The 16,894-nt window shown below is 72.1% G+C and carries 15 protein-coding genes; 14 read left to right on the forward strand and 1 reads right to left on the reverse strand.

From position 1 onward, the window contains the following. Window positions 1-5 precede the first annotated feature (5 nt). Window positions 6-494: a transcriptional regulator BldD gene (bldD, locus tag OQ02_RS23485; protein WP_015103676.1), complete on the reverse strand. Its 489-nt coding sequence runs from the start codon at window positions 492-494 to the stop codon at window positions 6-8. A gap of 258 nt (window positions 495-752) precedes the next feature. Here bldD and pyrR point away from each other — a divergent pair, with 258 nt between their 5' ends. The 14 genes from pyrR to OQ02_RS23555 all read left to right on the forward strand — a co-directional run bounded on the left by pyrR (window position 753) and on the right by OQ02_RS23555 (window position 16,855). Beyond that, on the forward strand, window positions 753-1,325 hold the full coding sequence (gene pyrR, locus OQ02_RS23490; RefSeq protein WP_033440717.1) for a bifunctional pyr operon transcriptional regulator/uracil phosphoribosyltransferase PyrR: 573 nt from the start codon (window positions 753-755) through the stop codon (window positions 1,323-1,325). Continuing rightward, a complete protein-coding gene (locus OQ02_RS23495; RefSeq protein ID WP_033440718.1) occupies window positions 1,322-2,254 on the forward strand; it encodes an aspartate carbamoyltransferase catalytic subunit in 933 nt (310 codons plus the stop codon). The genes pyrR and OQ02_RS23495 overlap by 4 nt, the downstream gene beginning before the upstream one ends. Before the next feature lie 20 nt (window positions 2,255-2,274). Continuing rightward, window positions 2,275-3,573 (forward strand): dihydroorotase, encoded by a 1,299-nt coding sequence (locus OQ02_RS23500; RefSeq protein WP_197043458.1) that lies wholly within the window; start codon window positions 2,275-2,277, stop codon window positions 3,571-3,573. Next, window positions 3,570-4,055: a PH-like domain-containing protein gene (locus tag OQ02_RS23505; RefSeq protein WP_033440719.1), complete on the forward strand. Its 486-nt coding sequence runs from the start codon at window positions 3,570-3,572 to the stop codon at window positions 4,053-4,055. Before OQ02_RS23500 ends, OQ02_RS23505 begins: the two co-directional genes overlap by 4 nt. Beyond that, complete coding sequence (gene carA / locus OQ02_RS23510) at window positions 4,052-5,185, forward strand: glutamine-hydrolyzing carbamoyl-phosphate synthase small subunit (protein WP_033440720.1); 1,134 nt, start codon at window positions 4,052-4,054, stop codon at window positions 5,183-5,185. Before OQ02_RS23505 ends, carA begins: the two co-directional genes overlap by 4 nt. Before the next feature lie 2 nt (window positions 5,186-5,187). Then, window positions 5,188-8,487 carry a carbamoyl-phosphate synthase large subunit gene (gene carB / locus OQ02_RS23515; RefSeq protein WP_033440721.1) on the forward strand — a complete coding sequence of 1,100 codons (3,300 nt, stop codon included), beginning with the start codon at window positions 5,188-5,190 and terminating at the stop codon, window positions 8,485-8,487. After that, a complete protein-coding gene (pyrF, locus tag OQ02_RS23520) occupies window positions 8,484-9,302 on the forward strand; it encodes an orotidine-5'-phosphate decarboxylase (protein ID WP_033440722.1) in 819 nt (272 codons plus the stop codon). Before carB ends, pyrF begins: the two co-directional genes overlap by 4 nt. A 303-nt stretch (window positions 9,303-9,605) precedes the next feature. Then, window positions 9,606-9,923, forward strand: coding sequence for an integration host factor, actinobacterial type (gene mihF, locus OQ02_RS23525; RefSeq protein WP_033440723.1), 318 nt, complete (start codon window positions 9,606-9,608; stop codon window positions 9,921-9,923). Beyond that, the gene (gene gmk / locus OQ02_RS23530) at window positions 9,920-10,519 is read left to right on the forward strand and encodes a guanylate kinase (RefSeq protein WP_033440724.1); all 600 of its coding nucleotides are present in this window, start codon (window positions 9,920-9,922) and stop codon (window positions 10,517-10,519) included. Before mihF ends, gmk begins: the two co-directional genes overlap by 4 nt. 94 nt (window positions 10,520-10,613) lie before the next feature. After that, entirely contained in the window at window positions 10,614-10,892 is a 279-nt protein-coding gene (rpoZ, locus tag OQ02_RS23535) for a DNA-directed RNA polymerase subunit omega (protein WP_051772708.1), read from the forward strand. Continuing rightward, window positions 10,889-12,127: a bifunctional phosphopantothenoylcysteine decarboxylase/phosphopantothenate--cysteine ligase CoaBC gene (gene coaBC, locus OQ02_RS23540; RefSeq protein ID WP_033440725.1), complete on the forward strand. Its 1,239-nt coding sequence runs from the start codon at window positions 10,889-10,891 to the stop codon at window positions 12,125-12,127. The genes rpoZ and coaBC overlap by 4 nt, the downstream gene beginning before the upstream one ends. 64 nt (window positions 12,128-12,191) lie before the next feature. After that, on the forward strand, window positions 12,192-13,394 hold the full coding sequence (metK, locus tag OQ02_RS23545; RefSeq protein WP_033440726.1) for a methionine adenosyltransferase: 1,203 nt from the start codon (window positions 12,192-12,194) through the stop codon (window positions 13,392-13,394). A gap of 183 nt (window positions 13,395-13,577) precedes the next feature. Beyond that, window positions 13,578-14,780 (forward strand): phospholipase domain-containing protein, encoded by a 1,203-nt coding sequence (locus OQ02_RS23550; protein ID WP_051772709.1) that lies wholly within the window; start codon window positions 13,578-13,580, stop codon window positions 14,778-14,780. A gap of 89 nt (window positions 14,781-14,869) precedes the next feature. After that, complete coding sequence (locus OQ02_RS23555; protein WP_033440727.1) at window positions 14,870-16,855, forward strand: primosomal protein N'; 1,986 nt, start codon at window positions 14,870-14,872, stop codon at window positions 16,853-16,855. Window positions 16,856-16,894 lie beyond the last annotated feature (39 nt).

The raw sequence follows: 16,894 nt of genomic DNA on the forward strand, positions 1-16,894 counted from the left end.
CGCGTTCAGTCCTCCTTGGCCGGACGGGCCTCGGGGGGCAGCACGCCCCAGTCGATGAGCTGCTCGGTCAGCTCGCCGGGGGTCATGTCGTAGATGATGGCGAGCGAACGCAGGTCCTCGGTCCGGATGGACAGCACCTTGCCGTTGTAGTCGCCGCGTTGGCTCTGGATGGTGGCCGCGTACCGGGCCAGCGGCCCGACTTTCTCCGCGGGCAGCTGTTGCAGCCGCTCCAGGTTGATGACGATCTTGGTGGCGGGCTCCGCGCCGGACGGCACCCGGCCCTCGGGCAGCAGCTCGGCCACCGGGACGCCGTAGAAGTCGGCCAGCTCGGCGAGCTTCTGCACGGTCACGGCGCGGTCGCCGCGCTCGTACGAGCCGACGACCACGGCCTTCCAGCGACCGCCGGACTTCTGCTCGACGCCGTGCAAAGACAGGCCCTGCTGCTGGCGGATCGCGCGGAGCTTTGCCCCCAGCGCCTTGGCGTAGTCGCCCATGTGGCGGTTCTCCGTTCATTCGCCCCGTCAGCCGGTAGGGGACTGCCGCGGGGAGGCTTAGATCAATACGCAGAGTAATGATTGCTCTCCGTGGTCACCAGGTCAAGCTGATCTCGCCGGCCCAGGTGGGCGAGACCACGCACACCACCCGGAAGATTGACCGCCCGAGCCTGATACGGTCCTGGTCAGCCCGGTCGCAGCCGGGTGTCCGACGTCCTTTAAGGACCCGTCCAGCGAGGCGGGGAAGGAGGTCCAACCGTGGCGCCACGTCAACGTGGCGCGACGGACCCGGCCCGGGAGCGCGAGCTCCTGTCGGCCGGCGACGTCGCGCGCACCGTCGCCCGAATGGCCCATCAGATCATCGAGAAGACCGCTCTTGATGCACCGAGCGCACCCGCAGTAGTCCTGATGGGGATTCCGAGCCGGGGAGCGCCGCTGGCCCGCCGCTTGGCCGTCAGGATCGCCGAGTTCGCCGGTGTCGAGGTGCCGACCGGCACGCTGGACGTCACCCTCTACCGGGACGACCTGCGCCGCGGCCCCACCCGCCCGCTGGAGGCGACCAAGCTGCCCGAGGGCGGCGTCGACGACAAGCTCGTGGTCCTGGTGGACGACGTGCTGTTCTCCGGTCGCACGATCCGCGCCGCGCTCGACGCCCTGCGCGACCACGGCCGGCCGCGGGCCGTCCAGCTGGCCGTCCTGGTCGACCGCGGCCACCGCGAGCTGCCGATCCGCGCGGACTACGTGGGCAAGAACGTGCCCACGGCCCGTACCGAGGAGGTCCACGTGCTGCTGGAGGAGTTCGACCAGCGGGACGGGGTGGTGCTGCGGTGAAGCACCTGCTCACCACCGAGGGCATCGACCCGGCGCAGGCGACCGCCATCCTGGACACCGCGGCGAACCTCAAGCAGTCCCTCGAAGGCCGTGAAGTGCGCAAACTGCCGACGTTGCGCGGTCGCACGGTCATCACGATGTTCTACGAGAACTCCACCCGCACTCGCGTGAGCTTCGAGATCGCGGGCAAGTGGATGAGCGCGGACGTGGTGAACGTCTCGTCCTCCGGCTCCAGCGTGAGCAAGGGCGAGTCGCTGCGGGACACCGCGCTGACCCTGGCCGCGGCGGGCGCGGACTGCGTCATCGTGCGGCACCCGGCGTCCGGCGCGGCGCACCGGCTGGCCGGCTGGCTGCGGGAGGCGGGCACGTCGGTCGTCAACGCGGGCGACGGCATGCACGAGCACCCCACCCAGGCCCTCCTGGACGCGGCGACCCTGCGGGAACGCCTCGGCGACCTGCGGGACCGGCGGATCGCGATCGTCGGCGACGTGCTGCACAGCCGGGTCGCCCGCTCGAACGTGCACCTGCTCACCGCGCTGGGTGCGGACGTGACGCTGGTCGCGCCGCCGACCCTGCTGCCGACGGGCGTGGAGAGCTGGCCCGTCACCGTCTCGCACGAGCTGGACGCCGAACTGCCCAGCCAGGACGCCGTGATGCTGCTGCGGGTTCAGGCCGAGCGGATGCACGGCGGGTTCTTCCCGTCGGCCCGTGAGTACTCCATCGCCTACGGCCTGAGCGAGAACCGGCTGAAGCTGCTGCCGGAGCACGCGGTCGTGCTGCACCCCGGTCCGATGCTGCGCGGCATGGAGATCGCCTCGGCGGTCGCCGACTCGCCCCGTGCCGCCATCACCGACCAGGTGCGCAACGGCGTGCACGTGCGCATGGCCGTCCTCTACCACCTGCTTGCCCACGAGGAGGAAACCCCGTGAGGGAGCTTGCGACCGAACAGATGAACACGAGTAGCCCCGCGATCTCTTTGATCCTCAGGGGAGTACGGCCGTACGGCGAGGGTGATCCGGTCGACGTGCTGATCCGCGACGGCGTGATCGCCGGGATCGGTGGGATCACCGAAGAAGCGGACGTGGTCGAGGGGAACGGCGCGGTCCTGCTGCCCGGTTTCGTCGACCTGCACACCCACCTGCGGGAACCCGGCCGCGAGGACACCGAGACCATCGCCACCGGCTCCGCCGCCGCCGCGCTGGGCGGCTACACGGCCGTCTTCGCCATGGCCAACACGAACCCGGTCGCGGACAACGAGGTCGTGGTCCAGCACGTCGCCCGCCGTGGCCGCGAGGTCGGCCTGGTGGACGTGCACCCGGTCGGCGCGGTCACCGTGGGCCTGGAGGGCGTGAAGCTCGCCGAGCTGGGCACGATGGCCAAGGCCGGCGTGCGGGTATTCTCCGACGACGGCCACTGCGTGCACGACCCGCTGATCATGCGGCGCGCGCTGGAGTACAGCAGGGCGCTGGGCGTCGTCGTCGCGCAGCACGCGGAGGAGCCCCGGCTCACCGTCGGCGCGCAGGCGCACGAGGGCGAGCAGGCGTCCCGGCTGGGCCTCCAGGGCTGGCCGGCCGCCGCCGAGGAGTCGATCGTGGCGCGGGACTGCCTGCTGGCGCTGCACGCGGGCGCCCGGCTGCACGTCTGCCACGTCTCCACCACCGGCACGGCCGACGTGCTCCGGTGGGCCAAGGCCCGCGGCACGGAGGTGTCGGCCGAGGTCACGCCGCACCACCTGCTGCTGACCGACGACCGCCTGGGCACCTACGACCCGGTCAACAAGGTCAACCCGCCGCTGCGCACGGCGGCCGACGTGAAGGTGCTGCGGGAGGCGCTGGCCGAGGGCGTCATCGACTGCGTGGCCACCGACCACGCGCCGCACGCCGTGCAGGACAAGGACTGCGAGTGGTCCGCGGCCCGTCCCGGCATGCTCGGGTTGCAGACCGCGCTGTCGATCGTGGTCGAGACGATGGTCAACACCGGCCTGCTGGACTGGCGCGGCGTCGCGCGGGTGATGAGCGAGCGGCCCGCCGAGATCGCGGGCCTGCCCGACCAGGGCCGTCCGATCGAGGTCGGCGAGCCGGCCAACCTGACCCTGGTCGACCCGGACGCCTCCTGGACGGTGCGCGGCGCGGCGTTCGCCAGCATCGCGGCCAACACGCCGTTCGAGGGCATGGAGCTGCCGGGCGCGGTGGTGGCGACGCTGCTGCGCGGGCGCGTGACGGCCGTCGGCGGAAGGATTCCGGCATGACCAGGTTGTTGCTGTCCTTGGGCTTGCTGGCCGTCTTCCTGCTGTGCCTGTACGGCATGTGGCGCGGCTGGCAGCGCCGCGCCCGCGTGCAGGCCGAGGTGCTGCCGGAGTTCCCGAGCCCGCCCGCCGACACCGGTGCCACGGTGCTGGAGACGACCGGCGTCTACGTCGGCACCACCATCGGCGACGACTGGCAGGACCGGGTCGCGGTCGGCGACATCGGCCACCGCGCCGAGGCCGCGCTCAAGCTCACCGAGAACGGCGTGCTGGTCGAGCGGACGGGCGCGAGCGCGCTGTGGATCCCGGTGGAGCAGGTGACGGGCGCCCGCACGGCGCGTGGCCTCGCGGGCAAGGTGATGACGGCGGACGGCCTGCTGGTCGTGCGCTGGCGGCTCGGGGACAAGGTGCTCGACACCGGGTTCCGGGGCGACGACAAGGACGTGTACGAGCAGTGGGTGCAAGCGCTGGGAGACTCCGCATGACCGACCTCGGCAAGATCGACAGGAACGCGGCGCTGGTCCTGGAGGACGGCCGCGTGTTCCGCGGTGAGGCGTACGGCGCCGTCGGCGCGAGCCTCGGCGAGGTGGTGTTCTCCACCGGGATGACCGGCTACCAGGAGACCCTCACCGACCCGTCCTACCACCGCCAGATCGTGGTGCAGACCGCGCCGCAGATCGGCAACACCGGCTGGAACGACGAGGACGACGAGTCCGGCCGCATCTGGGTCGCCGGGTACGTCGTCCGCGACCCCTCGCGGGTGCCGTCGAACTGGCGGTCCAAGCGCGGCCTGGACGAGGAGCTGGTGGACCAGGGGATCGTCGGCGTCGCCGGCGTCGACACCAGGATGCTCACCCGCCACCTGCGCGAGCAGGGCGCGATGCGCGCGGGCGTGTTCTCCGGTGACGACCTGGGCGGCGTCGAGGAGATGCTGGACCGGGTCCGCAGCGCGCCCACGATGAAGGGCGCCGACCTGGCGGGCGACGTGACCACGGCCGAGCCGTACGTGGTCGAGGCCGTCGGCGAGCGCCGGTTCACCGTCGCCGCGCTGGACCTGGGCATCAAGTCCAACACCCCGCGGATGATGGCCGCCCGCGGCATCGAGGTGCACGTGCTGCCGCTGACCTCCACCGTGGACGACCTGCTGGCGGTCAAGCCGGACGGGGTCTTCCTGTCCAACGGCCCCGGCGACCCGGCCACCCAGGCGCACGCGGTCGAGCTGACCCGGGGCGTGCTGGACCGGCGCATCCCGCTGTTCGGCATCTGCTTCGGCAACCAGATCCTGGGCCGCGCGCTGGGCCGCGACACGTACAAGATGCGCTACGGCCACCGGGGCATCAACATCCCGGTCATCGACGTGTCCACCGGCAAGGTGGCGATCACGTCGCAGAACCACGGCTTCGCGCTGGAGGGCGAGCCGGGGGAGGAGTTCACCTCCGACTTCGGCCGCGTGCTGCTCAGCCACTACTGCCCGAACGACGGCACGGTCGAGGGCGTCCGCGCCCTGGAGGTGCCCGCGTTCAGCGTGCAGTACCACCCGGAAGCGGCGGCCGGTCCGCACGACGCCGCCCCGCTGTTCGACGAGTTCGTGACGATGATGAGCGAGGGTCGCTGACCATGCCGAAGAGGACTGATCTCAAGCACGTTCTGGTCATCGGCTCCGGCCCGATCGTCATCGGCCAGGCCTGCGAGTTCGACTACTCCGGCACCCAGGCGTGCCGGGTGCTGCGCGAGGAGGGCCTGCGGGTCTCCCTGGTCAACTCGAACCCGGCGACGATCATGACGGACCCCGAGTTCGCCGACGCCACCTACGTCGAGCCCATCACCGCGGAGTTCGTGGAGAAGGTCATCGCGGCCGAGCGGCCGGACGCCATCCTGGCCACGCTGGGCGGCCAGACGGCGCTGAACACGGCCATCGCGCTGCACGAGCGCGGTGTGCTGGAGAAGTACGACGTCGAGCTGATCGGCGCGGACATCGACGCCATCCAGCGCGGCGAGGACCGGCAGATCTTCAAGGACCTGGTCCGCAAGATCGGCGCGGACGTGCCGCGCAGCGCGGTCTGCAAGACCATGGAGGACGTCCGCGCGACCGTGGCCGAGCTGGGCCTGCCGGTCGTCATCCGGCCGTCGTTCACCATGGGCGGCCTCGGCTCGGGCATGGCGCACACCCCGGAGGAGCTGGAGCGGCTGGCCGCCTCCGGCCTGGCCGAGTCGCCGGTCACCGAGGTGCTGATCGAGGAGAGCGTGCTCGGCTGGAAGGAGTACGAGCTGGAGCTGATGCGCGACCGCAACGACAACGTGGTCGTCGTCTGCTCCATCGAGAACATCGACCCGATGGGCGTGCACACCGGCGACTCGGTGACCGTGGCGCCGGCGATGACCCTCACCGACCGCGAGTACCAGCACATGCGCGACGTGGGCATCGCGGTCATCCGCGAGGTCGGGGTGGACACCGGCGGCTGCAACATCCAGTTCGCCATCCACCCCGGCAACGGCCGCATGGTCGTGATCGAGATGAACCCGCGGGTGTCCCGCTCCTCCGCCCTCGCGTCGAAGGCGACCGGCTTCCCGATCGCCAAGATCGCCGCGAAGCTCGCCATCGGCTACACGCTGGACGAGATCCGCAACGACATCACGGGCGAGACACCGGCCAGCTTCGAACCGACCCTCGACTACGTCGTGGTGAAGGTGCCGAGGTTCGCGTTCGAGAAGTTCCCCGGCGCGGACAGCACGCTCACCACGACCATGAAGTCGGTGGGCGAGGCCATGTCCATCGGCCGCAGCTTCGTGGAGGCGCTGGGCAAGGCGCTGCGCTCCATGGAGACGAAGGCCGCCGGGTTCTGGACCACTCCGGACCCCGACGTGTCGCTGGAGTCCACCATGGACGCCCTGCGCGGTGGCCACGACGGCCGGCTGTACACGGTGGACCGCGCGCTGCGGCTCGGCGCGAGCATCGAGCAGGTGCACGAGGCGTCGGGCATCGACCCGTGGTTCATCGAGCAGATGGCGTGGCTGGTCGGGCTGCGCCGCGAGATCGAGGACGCGCCGGTGCTCGACGAACGCCTCCTGCGCAAGGCGAAGCGGGCCGGGCTGTCCGACCGGCAGGTGGCCGCGCTGCGGTCCGAGCTGGCCGGTGAGGACGGCGTCCGCGCCCTCCGCCACAAGCTCGGCGTGCGGCCGGTGTTCAAGACGGTCGACACGTGCGCCGCCGAGTTCGCCGCCAAGACCCCGTACCACTACTCGGCCTACGAGCTCGATCCCGAGGCCGAGACCGAGGTGGCCGAGCAGCGCGACAAGCCGAAGGTGCTGATCCTCGGCTCCGGGCCGAACCGGATCGGCCAGGGCATCGAGTTCGACTACTCGTGCGTGCACGCGGCCATGGCGCTGCGCGAGGCCGGGTACGAGACCGTGATGGTCAACTGCAACCCGGAGACCGTCTCCACCGACTACGACACGGCGGACCGGCTGTACTTCGAGCCGCTGACGTTCGAGGACGTGCTGGAGGTGTTCCACTCCGAGCAGCGCTCCGGCACGGTCGCCGGCGTGATCGTGCAGCTCGGCGGCCAGACACCGCTGGGCCTGGCGCAGCGGCTCGCCGACGCGGGCGTGCCGGTCGTCGGCACCCCGCCGCACGCCATCCACCTCGCCGAGGAGCGCGGCGCGTTCGGCCAGCTGCTCACCGACGCCGGGCTGCCCGCGCCGAAGTACGGCATGGCCACGTCGTTCGCGCACGCCAAGGCCATCGCGGACGAGATCGGCTACCCGGTGCTGGTGCGGCCGTCGTACGTGCTCGGCGGGCGCGGCATGGAGATCGTCTACGACGAGGAGTCCCTGCGCGGCTACATCCAGCGCGCGACCGACGTCAGCCCGGAGCACCCGGTGCTGGTCGACCGGTTCCTCGACGACGCCATCGAGATCGACGTGGACGCCCTCTACGACGGCACCGACGTGTTCATCGGCGGTGTGATGGAGCACATCGAGGAGGCCGGCGTGCACTCCGGCGACTCGGCGTGCGCGCTGCCGCCCATCACCCTCGGGGAGTCGGACATCGAGGCGGTCCGGCGGTCGACGCGGGCCATCGCCGACGGCATCGGCGTGCGCGGCCTGCTCAACGTGCAGTACGCGCTGAAGGACGACGTGCTCTACGTCCTGGAGGCCAACCCGCGCGCCTCCCGCACCGTGCCGTTCGTCTCCAAGGCCACGGCGGTGCCGCTGGCCAAGGCCGCCGCCCGGATCATGCTCGGCGCGACCGTGGCCCAGCTGCGCGCGGAAGGGCTGCTGCCCAAGACCGGCGACGGCGCGAAGCTGCCCGCGCACGCGCCGGTCGCGGTCAAGGAGGCCGTCCTCCCGTTCCACCGGTTCCGCACGCCGGAGGGCAAGGGCGTCGACTCGCTGCTCGGCCCGGAGATGAAGTCGACCGGCGAGGTGATGGGCATCGACGTGTCGTTCGGCATGGCCTACGCCAAGTCGCAGACGGCCTCGTACGGCTCACTGCCCACGTCGGGCAGGGTGTTCGTGTCGGTGGCCAACCGGGACAAGCGGGCCATGATCTTCCCGGTCAAGCGGCTCGCGGACCTGGGCTTCGAGGTGCTGGCCACGGCCGGCACGGCCGAGGTGCTGCGCCGCAACGGCATCCCGTGCACGGTCGTCCGCAAGCACTTCGAGGGCGCCGACAACATCGTGGACGCCATCCTCGCGGGCACCGTCGATATGATCATCAACACGCCGTACGGCAACAACGGGCCGCGCATCGACGGCTACGAGATCCGCACCGCGGCCGTGGCCAAGGACATCCCGTGCGTCACCACGATCCAGGGCGCGGCGGCGGCCGTGCACGGCATCGAGGCCGCCATCCGCGGCGACATCGGCGTCCGGCCGCTCCAGGCCCTCCAGGCGGCGCTGCGGGGTGACGCGTGAGGTTCGGCGCACGCCTCTCGAAGGCGATCTCCGAGCACGGACCGCTCTGCGTGGGCATCGACCCGCACCCGGGCCTGCTGGCGTCCTGGGGGCTCTCCCAGGACGCCGCGGGGCTGGAGCGGTTCGCGCTGACCTGCGTGGAGGCGTTCGGCGGCCGGGTCGCGGTGGTCAAGCCCCAGTCGGCGTTCTTCGAGGCGCACGGCTCGCGGGGCGTCGCGGTGCTGGAACGGGTCATCGCGGACCTCAGGGACAGCGGCACGCTGGTCCTGGTCGACGCCAAGCGCGGCGACATCGGCTCGACCATGGCCGCGTACGCGGCGGCCTACCTCACCGAGGGCTCGCCGCTCGCCGGCGACGCGGTCACCGTGTCGCCGTACCTCGGGTTCGGATCGCTCGACCCGGCCCTGGAAGCCGCCGCGGCGAGCGGTCGCGGACTATTCGTGCTCGCGTTGACTTCGAATCCGGAGGGCGCTTCCGTGCAGCGCGCGGTGGGCCCGGGAGGGCGCTCCGTCGCGCAGTCCGTCGTGGACGCGGCGGCCCGTGCGAACGCGGGCGCGGAGCCGTTCGGGGACGTCGGCCTCGTCGTCGGCGCGACCCTGGACGAACTCGACGTCGACCTCTCTGACCTGCGCGGACCCATCCTCGCGCCGGGTTTCGGGGCGCAGGGCGCAACGGTCGCGGACCTGCGCGCGCTGTTCGGATCCGACCTGCGCGGAGTGCTGCCGACGTCCTCCCGGGACGTGCTCAGGCACGGCCCTGAGGCCGCATCATTGCGGTCTGCGGTGGACGCGATCCGGGCGTCCCTGGAGATGTGATCACGACCAAATCGCGACACGCTTCACGTGGTCCGCTCACCTGCGCAAACGGTCCCTGGTACGGTCCTGGCCACCGGCAGGTCCAGCACCCGCCAGGCGCATACCACACAGGATGTGCGCATGGCATTACCGGTGGCGGGTGATGGGCCAGTCGGAGGGTGTTGGTACTACTACCACCCGCCGCTACCAACTCCAGCGCTGAAAGATTCACCTGACTGGGACCCACGTTGTACCCAGGCAATTGCGCTCGGTACGGTCGCGGCACCGATCCAGAATTGAAATTCCCACACCACGGAGGAAATCGTGGCCCTTCCCCAGCTTACCGAGGAGCAGCGGGCCGCAGCGCTGGAGAAGGCTGCTGCCGCTCGTCGCACTCGGGCTGAGCTCAAGGAGCGCCTCAAGCGTGGCGGCACGACCTTGACGGACGTGCTGAAGGCCGCCGAGAGCGACGAGGTCCTTGGCAAGATGAAGGTGTCCGCGCTGCTTGAGGCCCTTCCGGGCGTCGGCAAGGTGCGTGCGCAGCAGATCATGGAGCGCCTTGAGATCGCTCCGAGCCGTCGGCTGCGCGGCCTGGGTGAGCGGCAGCGCAAGGCGCTGCTCACCGAGTTCAGCGGCGAGTGAGTGATGGCACCGGGGTGGGGTCGGACGTCCGCGTCCGGCCCCGCCTCACCGTTCTGTCCGGCCCGTCCGGCGTCGGCAAGTCCAGCGTGCTGGGCGAGCTGCGCCGAATGGGACCGGAGATCCACTTCAGCGTCTCGGTGACCACCAGGAAGCCGAGGCCGGGCGAGGTCGACGGGGTCCACTACCACTTCGTGGACGTCCCCGAGTTCCACAAGATGATCGCCGACGGCGAGCTCCTGGAGCACGCCGAGTTCGCCGGCAACTGCTACGGCACACCCAGGGCACCGGTCGAGCGGGCGCTGGCCGCCGGCACGCCGTCCCTGCTGGAGATCGAGTTGCAGGGCGCGCGGCAGGTCCGGCTCGCGATGCCGGACGCGCAGCTCGTCATGCTGGCCCCTCCGTCATGGGAGGACCTGGTCGGCCGGTTGACCGGCCGCGGCACGGAGGACCCGGCCGTGGTGGCCCGCCGGCTGGAGATCGCCAGGGAGGAACTGGCGGCCGAACCGGAGTTCGACGAGGTCGTGGTGAACGACGACGTGAAGTCCGCCGCCGCGAGCTTGCTAAACTTGGTGGTCGGCCCGGTGCCCGGCGCGTGACCGCACGCGTCGAGCGGCACGGGACGACCCACCGCGTACGACCGGGTGCACGACCGACCGGGCACGAACACACCGACCGCAGGAGCGTTGACGAGTGACCACGCACACCGAGCTGGGCCCGCTTTCGGGTGCCCCGGAGGGCATCACCAACCCGCCGATCGACGACCTGCTCGAGCAGGTCAGCTCGAAGTACGCGCTGGTGATCTACGCGGCCAAGCGGGCGCGGCAGATCAACGACTACTACGCCCAGCTGGGCGAGGGCCTGCTGGAGTACGTCGGCCCGCTGGTCGAGCCGGGCCCGCGCGAGAAGCCGCTGTCGATCGCGCTCCGGGAGATCCACGCGGGTCTGCTCGAGCACACCGAGGGCGAGTGACCGAGGCCGTTGACGCCCCTGTCGTCCCGAGGATCGTTCTCGGGGTCGGTGGGGGCATCGCCGCTTACAAGGCGTGCGAGGTGCTGCGCCGGCTCACCGAGTCCGGCCACTCCGTGCGCGTCGTGCCGACGGACGGCGCGCTGAAGTTCGTCGGCGCGGCCACGTTCGAGGCGCTGTCCGGCCAGCCCGTGCAGACCGGCGTGTTCGAGGACGTCCCGGCCGTGCCGCACGTGAAGCTCGGCCAGTCCGCCGACCTGGTCGTCGTCGCGCCCGCCACCGCGAACCTGATCGCCAAGGCCGCCCACGGCCTGGCCGACGACCTGCTCACCAACACGCTGCTGACCGCGCGCTGCCCGGTCCTGCTCGTCCCGGCGATGCACACCGAGATGTGGGAGCACCCGGCGACGCGGGCCAACGTGGCGCTGCTGCGGTCCCGCGGCGTGGTCGTGGCCGAGCCCGCGAGCGGCAGGCTGACCGGCAAGGACACCGGCAAGGGCAGGCTGCCCGAGCCGGCCGAGATCGTCGACCTGGCCCGGTTGCTGCTGGCGCGCCCCGACGCGCTGCCGCGCGACCTGGAAGGCGTGCACGTCGCCGTGTCCGCCGGTGGCACCCGTGAACCGCTCGACCCGGTGCGCTTCCTGGGCAACCGCTCGTCCGGCCGGCAGGGCTACGCGCTCGCCCGGGTCGCCGCCCAGCGCGGCGCGCGGGTGACGCTGGTCGCCGCGCACACCGCGGACCTGGTCGCGCCCGCCGGGGTGGACGTCGTGCGCGTCGGCTCCGCGCTGGAGCTGCGCGCCGCGATGCACGAGGTGGCCGCGCGGGCCGACGTCATCGTGATGGCCGCCGCGGTCGCCGACTTCCGGCCCGCGGCACTGGTCGAGCACAAGATCAAGAAGACCGAGCGGGACCCCGAACCGGTCGCGCTCACCCGCAACCCCGACATCCTGGCCGAACTGGTCGCCGCGCGGCGGTCCGGGCAGGTCATCGTTGGGTTCGCGGCCGAGACCGGGGACGGCGTCACGGGCGTCCTGGAGTACGGTCGCGCGAAGCTCAAGCGCAAGGGCTGCGACTGGCTCGTGGTCAACGCGGTCGGCGACGGCCGGGCGTTCGAGGTCGAGGACAACGCCGGCTGGCTGTTGTCCGCCGACGGCGCCGAGACCTCGATCCCGCACGGGTCGAAGGCTCGACTGGCGTCCACATTGTGGGACGCCGTCGCGCCTGCGCTCGGACTCTGACCCGTACGCGCCCAGGCGCTCGGTATTCTTCAAGCATTCGCAGATCGGACAGTTAGGGAGTGTCGTGAGCGAGCACAGCAGCAGGCTGTTCACCAGTGAGTCGGTGACGGAGGGGCACCCGGACAAGATCTGCGATGCCATCAGCGACTCGATCCTCGACGCGCTGCTGGCGAAGGACCCGCGCTCGCGCGTCGCGGTGGAGACGATGGTCACCACGGGCCAGGTGCACGTGGCCGGCGAGGTCACCACCGAGGCGTACGCCGACATCCCGTCCATCGTCCGCGACAAGATCGTCGAGATCGGCTACGACTCGTCGGCCAAGGGCTTCGACGGCTTCTCGTGCGGCGTGAACGTGGCCATCGGCTCGCAGTCGCCCGACATCGCGCAGGGCGTGGACACCGCGTTCGAGAAGCGGGTCGAGGGCACCGCGGACGAGATCGACAAGCAGGGTGCGGGCGACCAGGGCCTCATGTTCGGCTACGCCTGCACGGACACCCCCGAGCTCATGCCGCTGCCGATCGCGCTCGCGCACCGGCTGTCCCGCCGGCTGACCGCGGTCCGCAAGGACGGCACGGTCCCGTACCTGCGCCCCGACGGCAAGACCCAGGTCACCATCGAGTACGCGGGCGACCAGCCGGTGCGGCTGGACACCGTCGTGGTGTCCACGCAGCACGCGGACGGCATCGACCTGGAGAAGCTGCTCGGCGTCGACATCCGCGAGCACGTGGTGGCCCCCGAGGTCGACGCGCTCGGCCTGGACACCACCGACGTCCGGCTGCTGGTCAACCCGACCGGCCGGTTCGTCATCGGCGGTCCGATGGGTGACGCCGGCCTGACCGGCCGCAAGATCATCGTCGACACCTACGGCGGCATGGCCCGCCACGGCGGCGGCGCGTTCTCCGGCAAGGACCCGTCGAAGGTGGACCGGTCCGCGGCGTACGCGATGCGCTGGGTGGCGAAGAACGCTGTGGCGGCCGGCCTGGCCACCCGCATCGAGGTCCAGGTGGCGTACGCCATCGGCAAGGCCGCCCCGGTGGGTCTGTTCGTGGAGACCTTCGGCACCGAGACGGTGGACCCGACCAAGATCCAGCAGGCGATCGGCGAGGTCTTCGACCTGCGTCCGGCCGCGATCATCCGCGACCTGGACCTGCTGCGCCCGATCTACGCGCCGACCGCCGCGTACGGCCACTTCGGCCGCACCGACCTCGACCTGCCGTGGGAGAACACCGACCGCGCCGACGCCCTCCGCGCCGCCGCGGGCGCGTGACCGCCCTGGCCGACGCCTGAGCGTGCCGCCGATCCCGGACCGCCGACCGACGAAACCGGTCGGCGTGGTCCCGGATCGGCGGCACGGTCGTCTCCGGGCTTTCGCGCCGATGTCCGTCACCGGCTTCACCGGCGTGGTCCGCAGGACCTCCCGAGTTCACCCGCAGGCGTTAGACACCACGTCATGCAGGTTCCCCGTCGCACCACCCTGCCGCGGTCGGTGCACGAGGCGGCGGCCCGCGAGCCGGTGCGCGGCGGCATGGCCGCCCTCCGGCACGTCGTGTTCCTGACCGGGGAGAACGACCACTACGACGACCTGGCGGACACCTTCACGGTGTGCGACGCCTTCCACGGTTCCGGGTACCCGTGGGCGACCTACGCCGTGCACCTGCGGGACGCCGGCAAATCGTGGCGGGTCTACCAGGACGGTCCGTCGTTCCGCGCCGACGTCGAGTCCGGCGGGTTGCCGCAGGTGTCGTACCTGGTGCCGCCGCCCGCCGCCTCTTGGGCCTACGAGGTGCTGGACGCGCTGGCGTCCGTGCCGGAGGTGTGGGACTCGACCGCGTTGTTCATCGACTACGGCAGCGGACACGACGGCGAGCACGGCAGCGGTGGCGCGGCGGGCGGGCCGTTCGGGCTGGGGCCACGGGTGCCGGTGGTCGTGGTGTCGCCCTGGACGGTCGGCGGGTACGTGGACTCGCAGGTGTTCGACCAGTCGTCCGCGGCCCGGTTCGTGGAGCGGTGGCTGGGCGTGTCGGCGCCGGGGATCGGCGCCCCGCAGCGGACCGCGTGCGGAGATTTGACGTCGGCGTTCGACTTCGGTCGGCGGCGGCCGGTGGGCGCACACCTCCCGGGGTGGCGGCCGGCCCGTCCGCTGCCCTACCAGCCGGACGCGTCCGGCGCGGTGGTCGGTGGCGAGGTGCGGCTGGGGCTGCGGAACTCCGGGGACGAGAGCGTGCGCCTGGCGTTGCACCCGCACGCGGGGGACGCGGTGCACCTCGACGTGCGGTCCTCGGTGGAGTTCGCGGTGCCGTTCGAGCACGAGTACCGGTTCGCGGTGGTCGGGCCGAACGGGTTCCGGCGCGAGTTCGCCGGGACCAGGGGAGAGCACGCGGCGGTGGAGTCGTCGGTGCACGGGCACAGCCGGGTGCTGTCGATGACCCTGGCGAACGCCGGGCCGGCGGACGTGACCTTCTCCCTGGTGGGCGACGGGCGCGACTTCAAGGTGACGGTGCGGCCGGGCAAGCGGCGGTTGGTGCCGTGGCTGACCGCGTTCCGGCACGGCTGGTACGACCTCACGGTGTCGTCCGGCGCCTTCCGCCGCAGGTTGGCGGGTCACGTGGAGAACGGCCGGGAGAGCGTGGCGCCGGTGATCACCCGGTCGTGATCTTGCGAACCTCGAACACGTGTTCGATAATGGCCCGATGACCCCCTGTCCGATGAACGTTCCCGCCGGTCTCTGGTAGACCTCCACCCGTGGCGGGCAAGGCGACTACCAGGCGCGGGGAGCAGGTTCCCGCCGCCTCGCTGCCGGTTGCCCGCGTCTGCGTGGACGTGCCGCTGGCGCACCTCGACCGGGCGTTCGACTACCAGGTGTCCACCGAGCAGGACGCGGACGCGGTGCCCGGCTGCCGGGTCCGGGTGCGGTTCGCCGGGCAGTTGGTCGACGGGTACCTGCTGGAGCGGGTCGGGTCGTCGGAGTACGGGCGCAAGTTGACGTTCCTGGACCGGGTGATCTCGCCGGAACCGGTGCTGTCGCCGGAGGTGGCGGAGCTGGCGCGGGTCGTGGCGGACCGGTACGCGGGGTCGCTGGTCGACGTGCTGCGGATGGCGGTACCGCCCCGGCACGCGCGGGTCGAGGCGAAGCCCTCCGGTGAGCCCGCCCCGGTGCCCGAGGCGCCGTCGGACGAAGGGTGGTCGCGCTACCCGTTCGGGCCCAACCTGCTGGACGCGTTGCGCTCCGGCCGTGCCGCGCGGGCGGTGTGGCAGGCGCTGCCGGCCGAGGACTGGCCCGCGCGGCTGGCCGAGGCGGCGGCGTCGGTGGCCTCGACCGGCAAGGGCGCGCTGGTCGTCGTGCCGGACCACCGCGACCTGGCGCGTCTGCACCAGGCCTGCGTGGCGCTCGTCGGCGAGGCGGGCGTGGTGTCGCTGTCGGCGGACCTCGGGCCGTCCGAGCGGTACAAGCGGTGGCTGGCCGTGCGGCGCGGCGTGGTGCGGGTGGTGCTCGGCACGCGCGGTACGGCCTTCGCGCCGGTGCACGACCTGGGACTGGTGGCGGTGTGGGACGACGGCGACGACCTGCACTCCGAGCCGAGGATGCCGTACCCGAACGTGCGCGACGTGCTGGTCCAGCGCTCGCACCTGACCGGTGCTTCGCTGCTGATCGGCGGCTTCGCCCGCACGGCGGAGGCGCAGCTGCTCGTCGACAGCGGGTGGGCGCACGAGGTCGTGGCCGCCAGGGACACGCTGCGCTCGGTCGCGCCGCGGGTGGCGGCCGTGGGCGATCACGAGTGGCAGGAGGTGAAGGACGCGGCGGCCCGGTCGGCCCGGCTGCCGTCCATCGCCTTCGACGCGGCGCGTGCCGCCCTGGCGGCGGGCACACCGGTGCTCGTCCAGGTGCCCCGGCGCGGTTACGTGCCCGCCCTGGCGTGCGGGCAGTGCCGCTCGCCGGCGCGTTGCCGTCGGTGCGCCGGGCCGTTGGCGTTGCCGGGCGGCACCCAGGACGGCGTGCCGAGGCCCGCGTACTGCCGGTGGTGCGGCGCCACGGAGGCGGCGTTCCGCTGCTCGAACTGCGGCTCGCGCCGGTTGCGGGGCCAGGTCATCGGCGCCCGCCGCACGGCGGAGGAGCTGGGGCGGGCGTTCAGCGGGGTGCCGGTGCGGACGTCGGGTGGCGACGAGGTGCTGGCCACCGTGCCGGGCGGCCAGTCGCTGGTGGTGGCCACGCCCGGCGCGGAACCGGTGGCCGAAGGGGGCTACGGCGCGGCCCTGCTGCTGGACGGGTGGGCGTTGCTGGGCCGAGCCGACCTGAGGGCGGCCGAGGAGACCCTCCGTCGCTGGATGACGGCGGCGGCGCTGGTCCACGCGGCGGGCCGGGTGGTCGTGGTGGCCGACTCCTCGCTGGCGCCGGTGCAGGCCCTGGTGCGCTGGGACCCGGTGTGGCACGCCGGCCAGGAGCTGGCGGCCCGAAGCGAGCTGGGGTTCCCGCCGGCCGTGCGGATGGCGACCGTGGACGGGGCGCCGGACGCGCTGGCCGGTGTGCTGGAGGAGCTGCGGCTGCCCCCGAACGGGCAGATCCTGGGGCCGGTGCCGCTGTCCGAGGACAAGGAACGCGCGCTGGTGCGGGTGCCGAGGACGGAAGGCCGCGCCCTCGCGGCCGTGCTGGCCGACGTGCTGGCCGTGCGGAGCGCCCGCAAGGAACCCGACGTGGTCCGGGTGAAGCTCGACCCCCTCGAAGTCCTCTGACGTCGTCCCCCGAGTAGGCGGTTCTGCTTTCGTCCGGTG

The organism is Saccharothrix sp. NRRL B-16314, assembly GCF_000716595.1.
Lineage (GTDB): Bacteria > Actinomycetota > Actinomycetes > Mycobacteriales > Pseudonocardiaceae > Actinosynnema.

Excerpts from the sequence above, each read along its gene's own strand:
- OQ02_RS23505 (WP_033440719.1), top strand. The coding sequence starts at position 3,570 with ATGACCAGGTTGTTGCTGTCCTTGGGCTTGCTGGCCGTCTTCCTGCTG.
- carA (WP_033440720.1), top strand. The coding sequence starts at position 4,052 with ATGACCGACCTCGGCAAGATCGACAGGAACGCGGCGCTGGTCCTGGAG.
- carB (WP_033440721.1), top strand. The coding sequence starts at position 5,188 with ATGCCGAAGAGGACTGATCTCAAGCACGTTCTGGTCATCGGCTCCGGC.
- bldD (WP_015103676.1), bottom strand. The coding sequence starts at position 494 with ATGGGCGACTACGCCAAGGCGCTGGGGGCAAAGCTCCGCGCGATCCGC.
- OQ02_RS23500 (WP_197043458.1), top strand. The coding sequence starts at position 2,275 with ATGAACACGAGTAGCCCCGCGATCTCTTTGATCCTCAGGGGAGTACGG.
- OQ02_RS23550 (WP_051772709.1), top strand. The coding sequence starts at position 13,578 with ATGCAGGTTCCCCGTCGCACCACCCTGCCGCGGTCGGTGCACGAGGCG.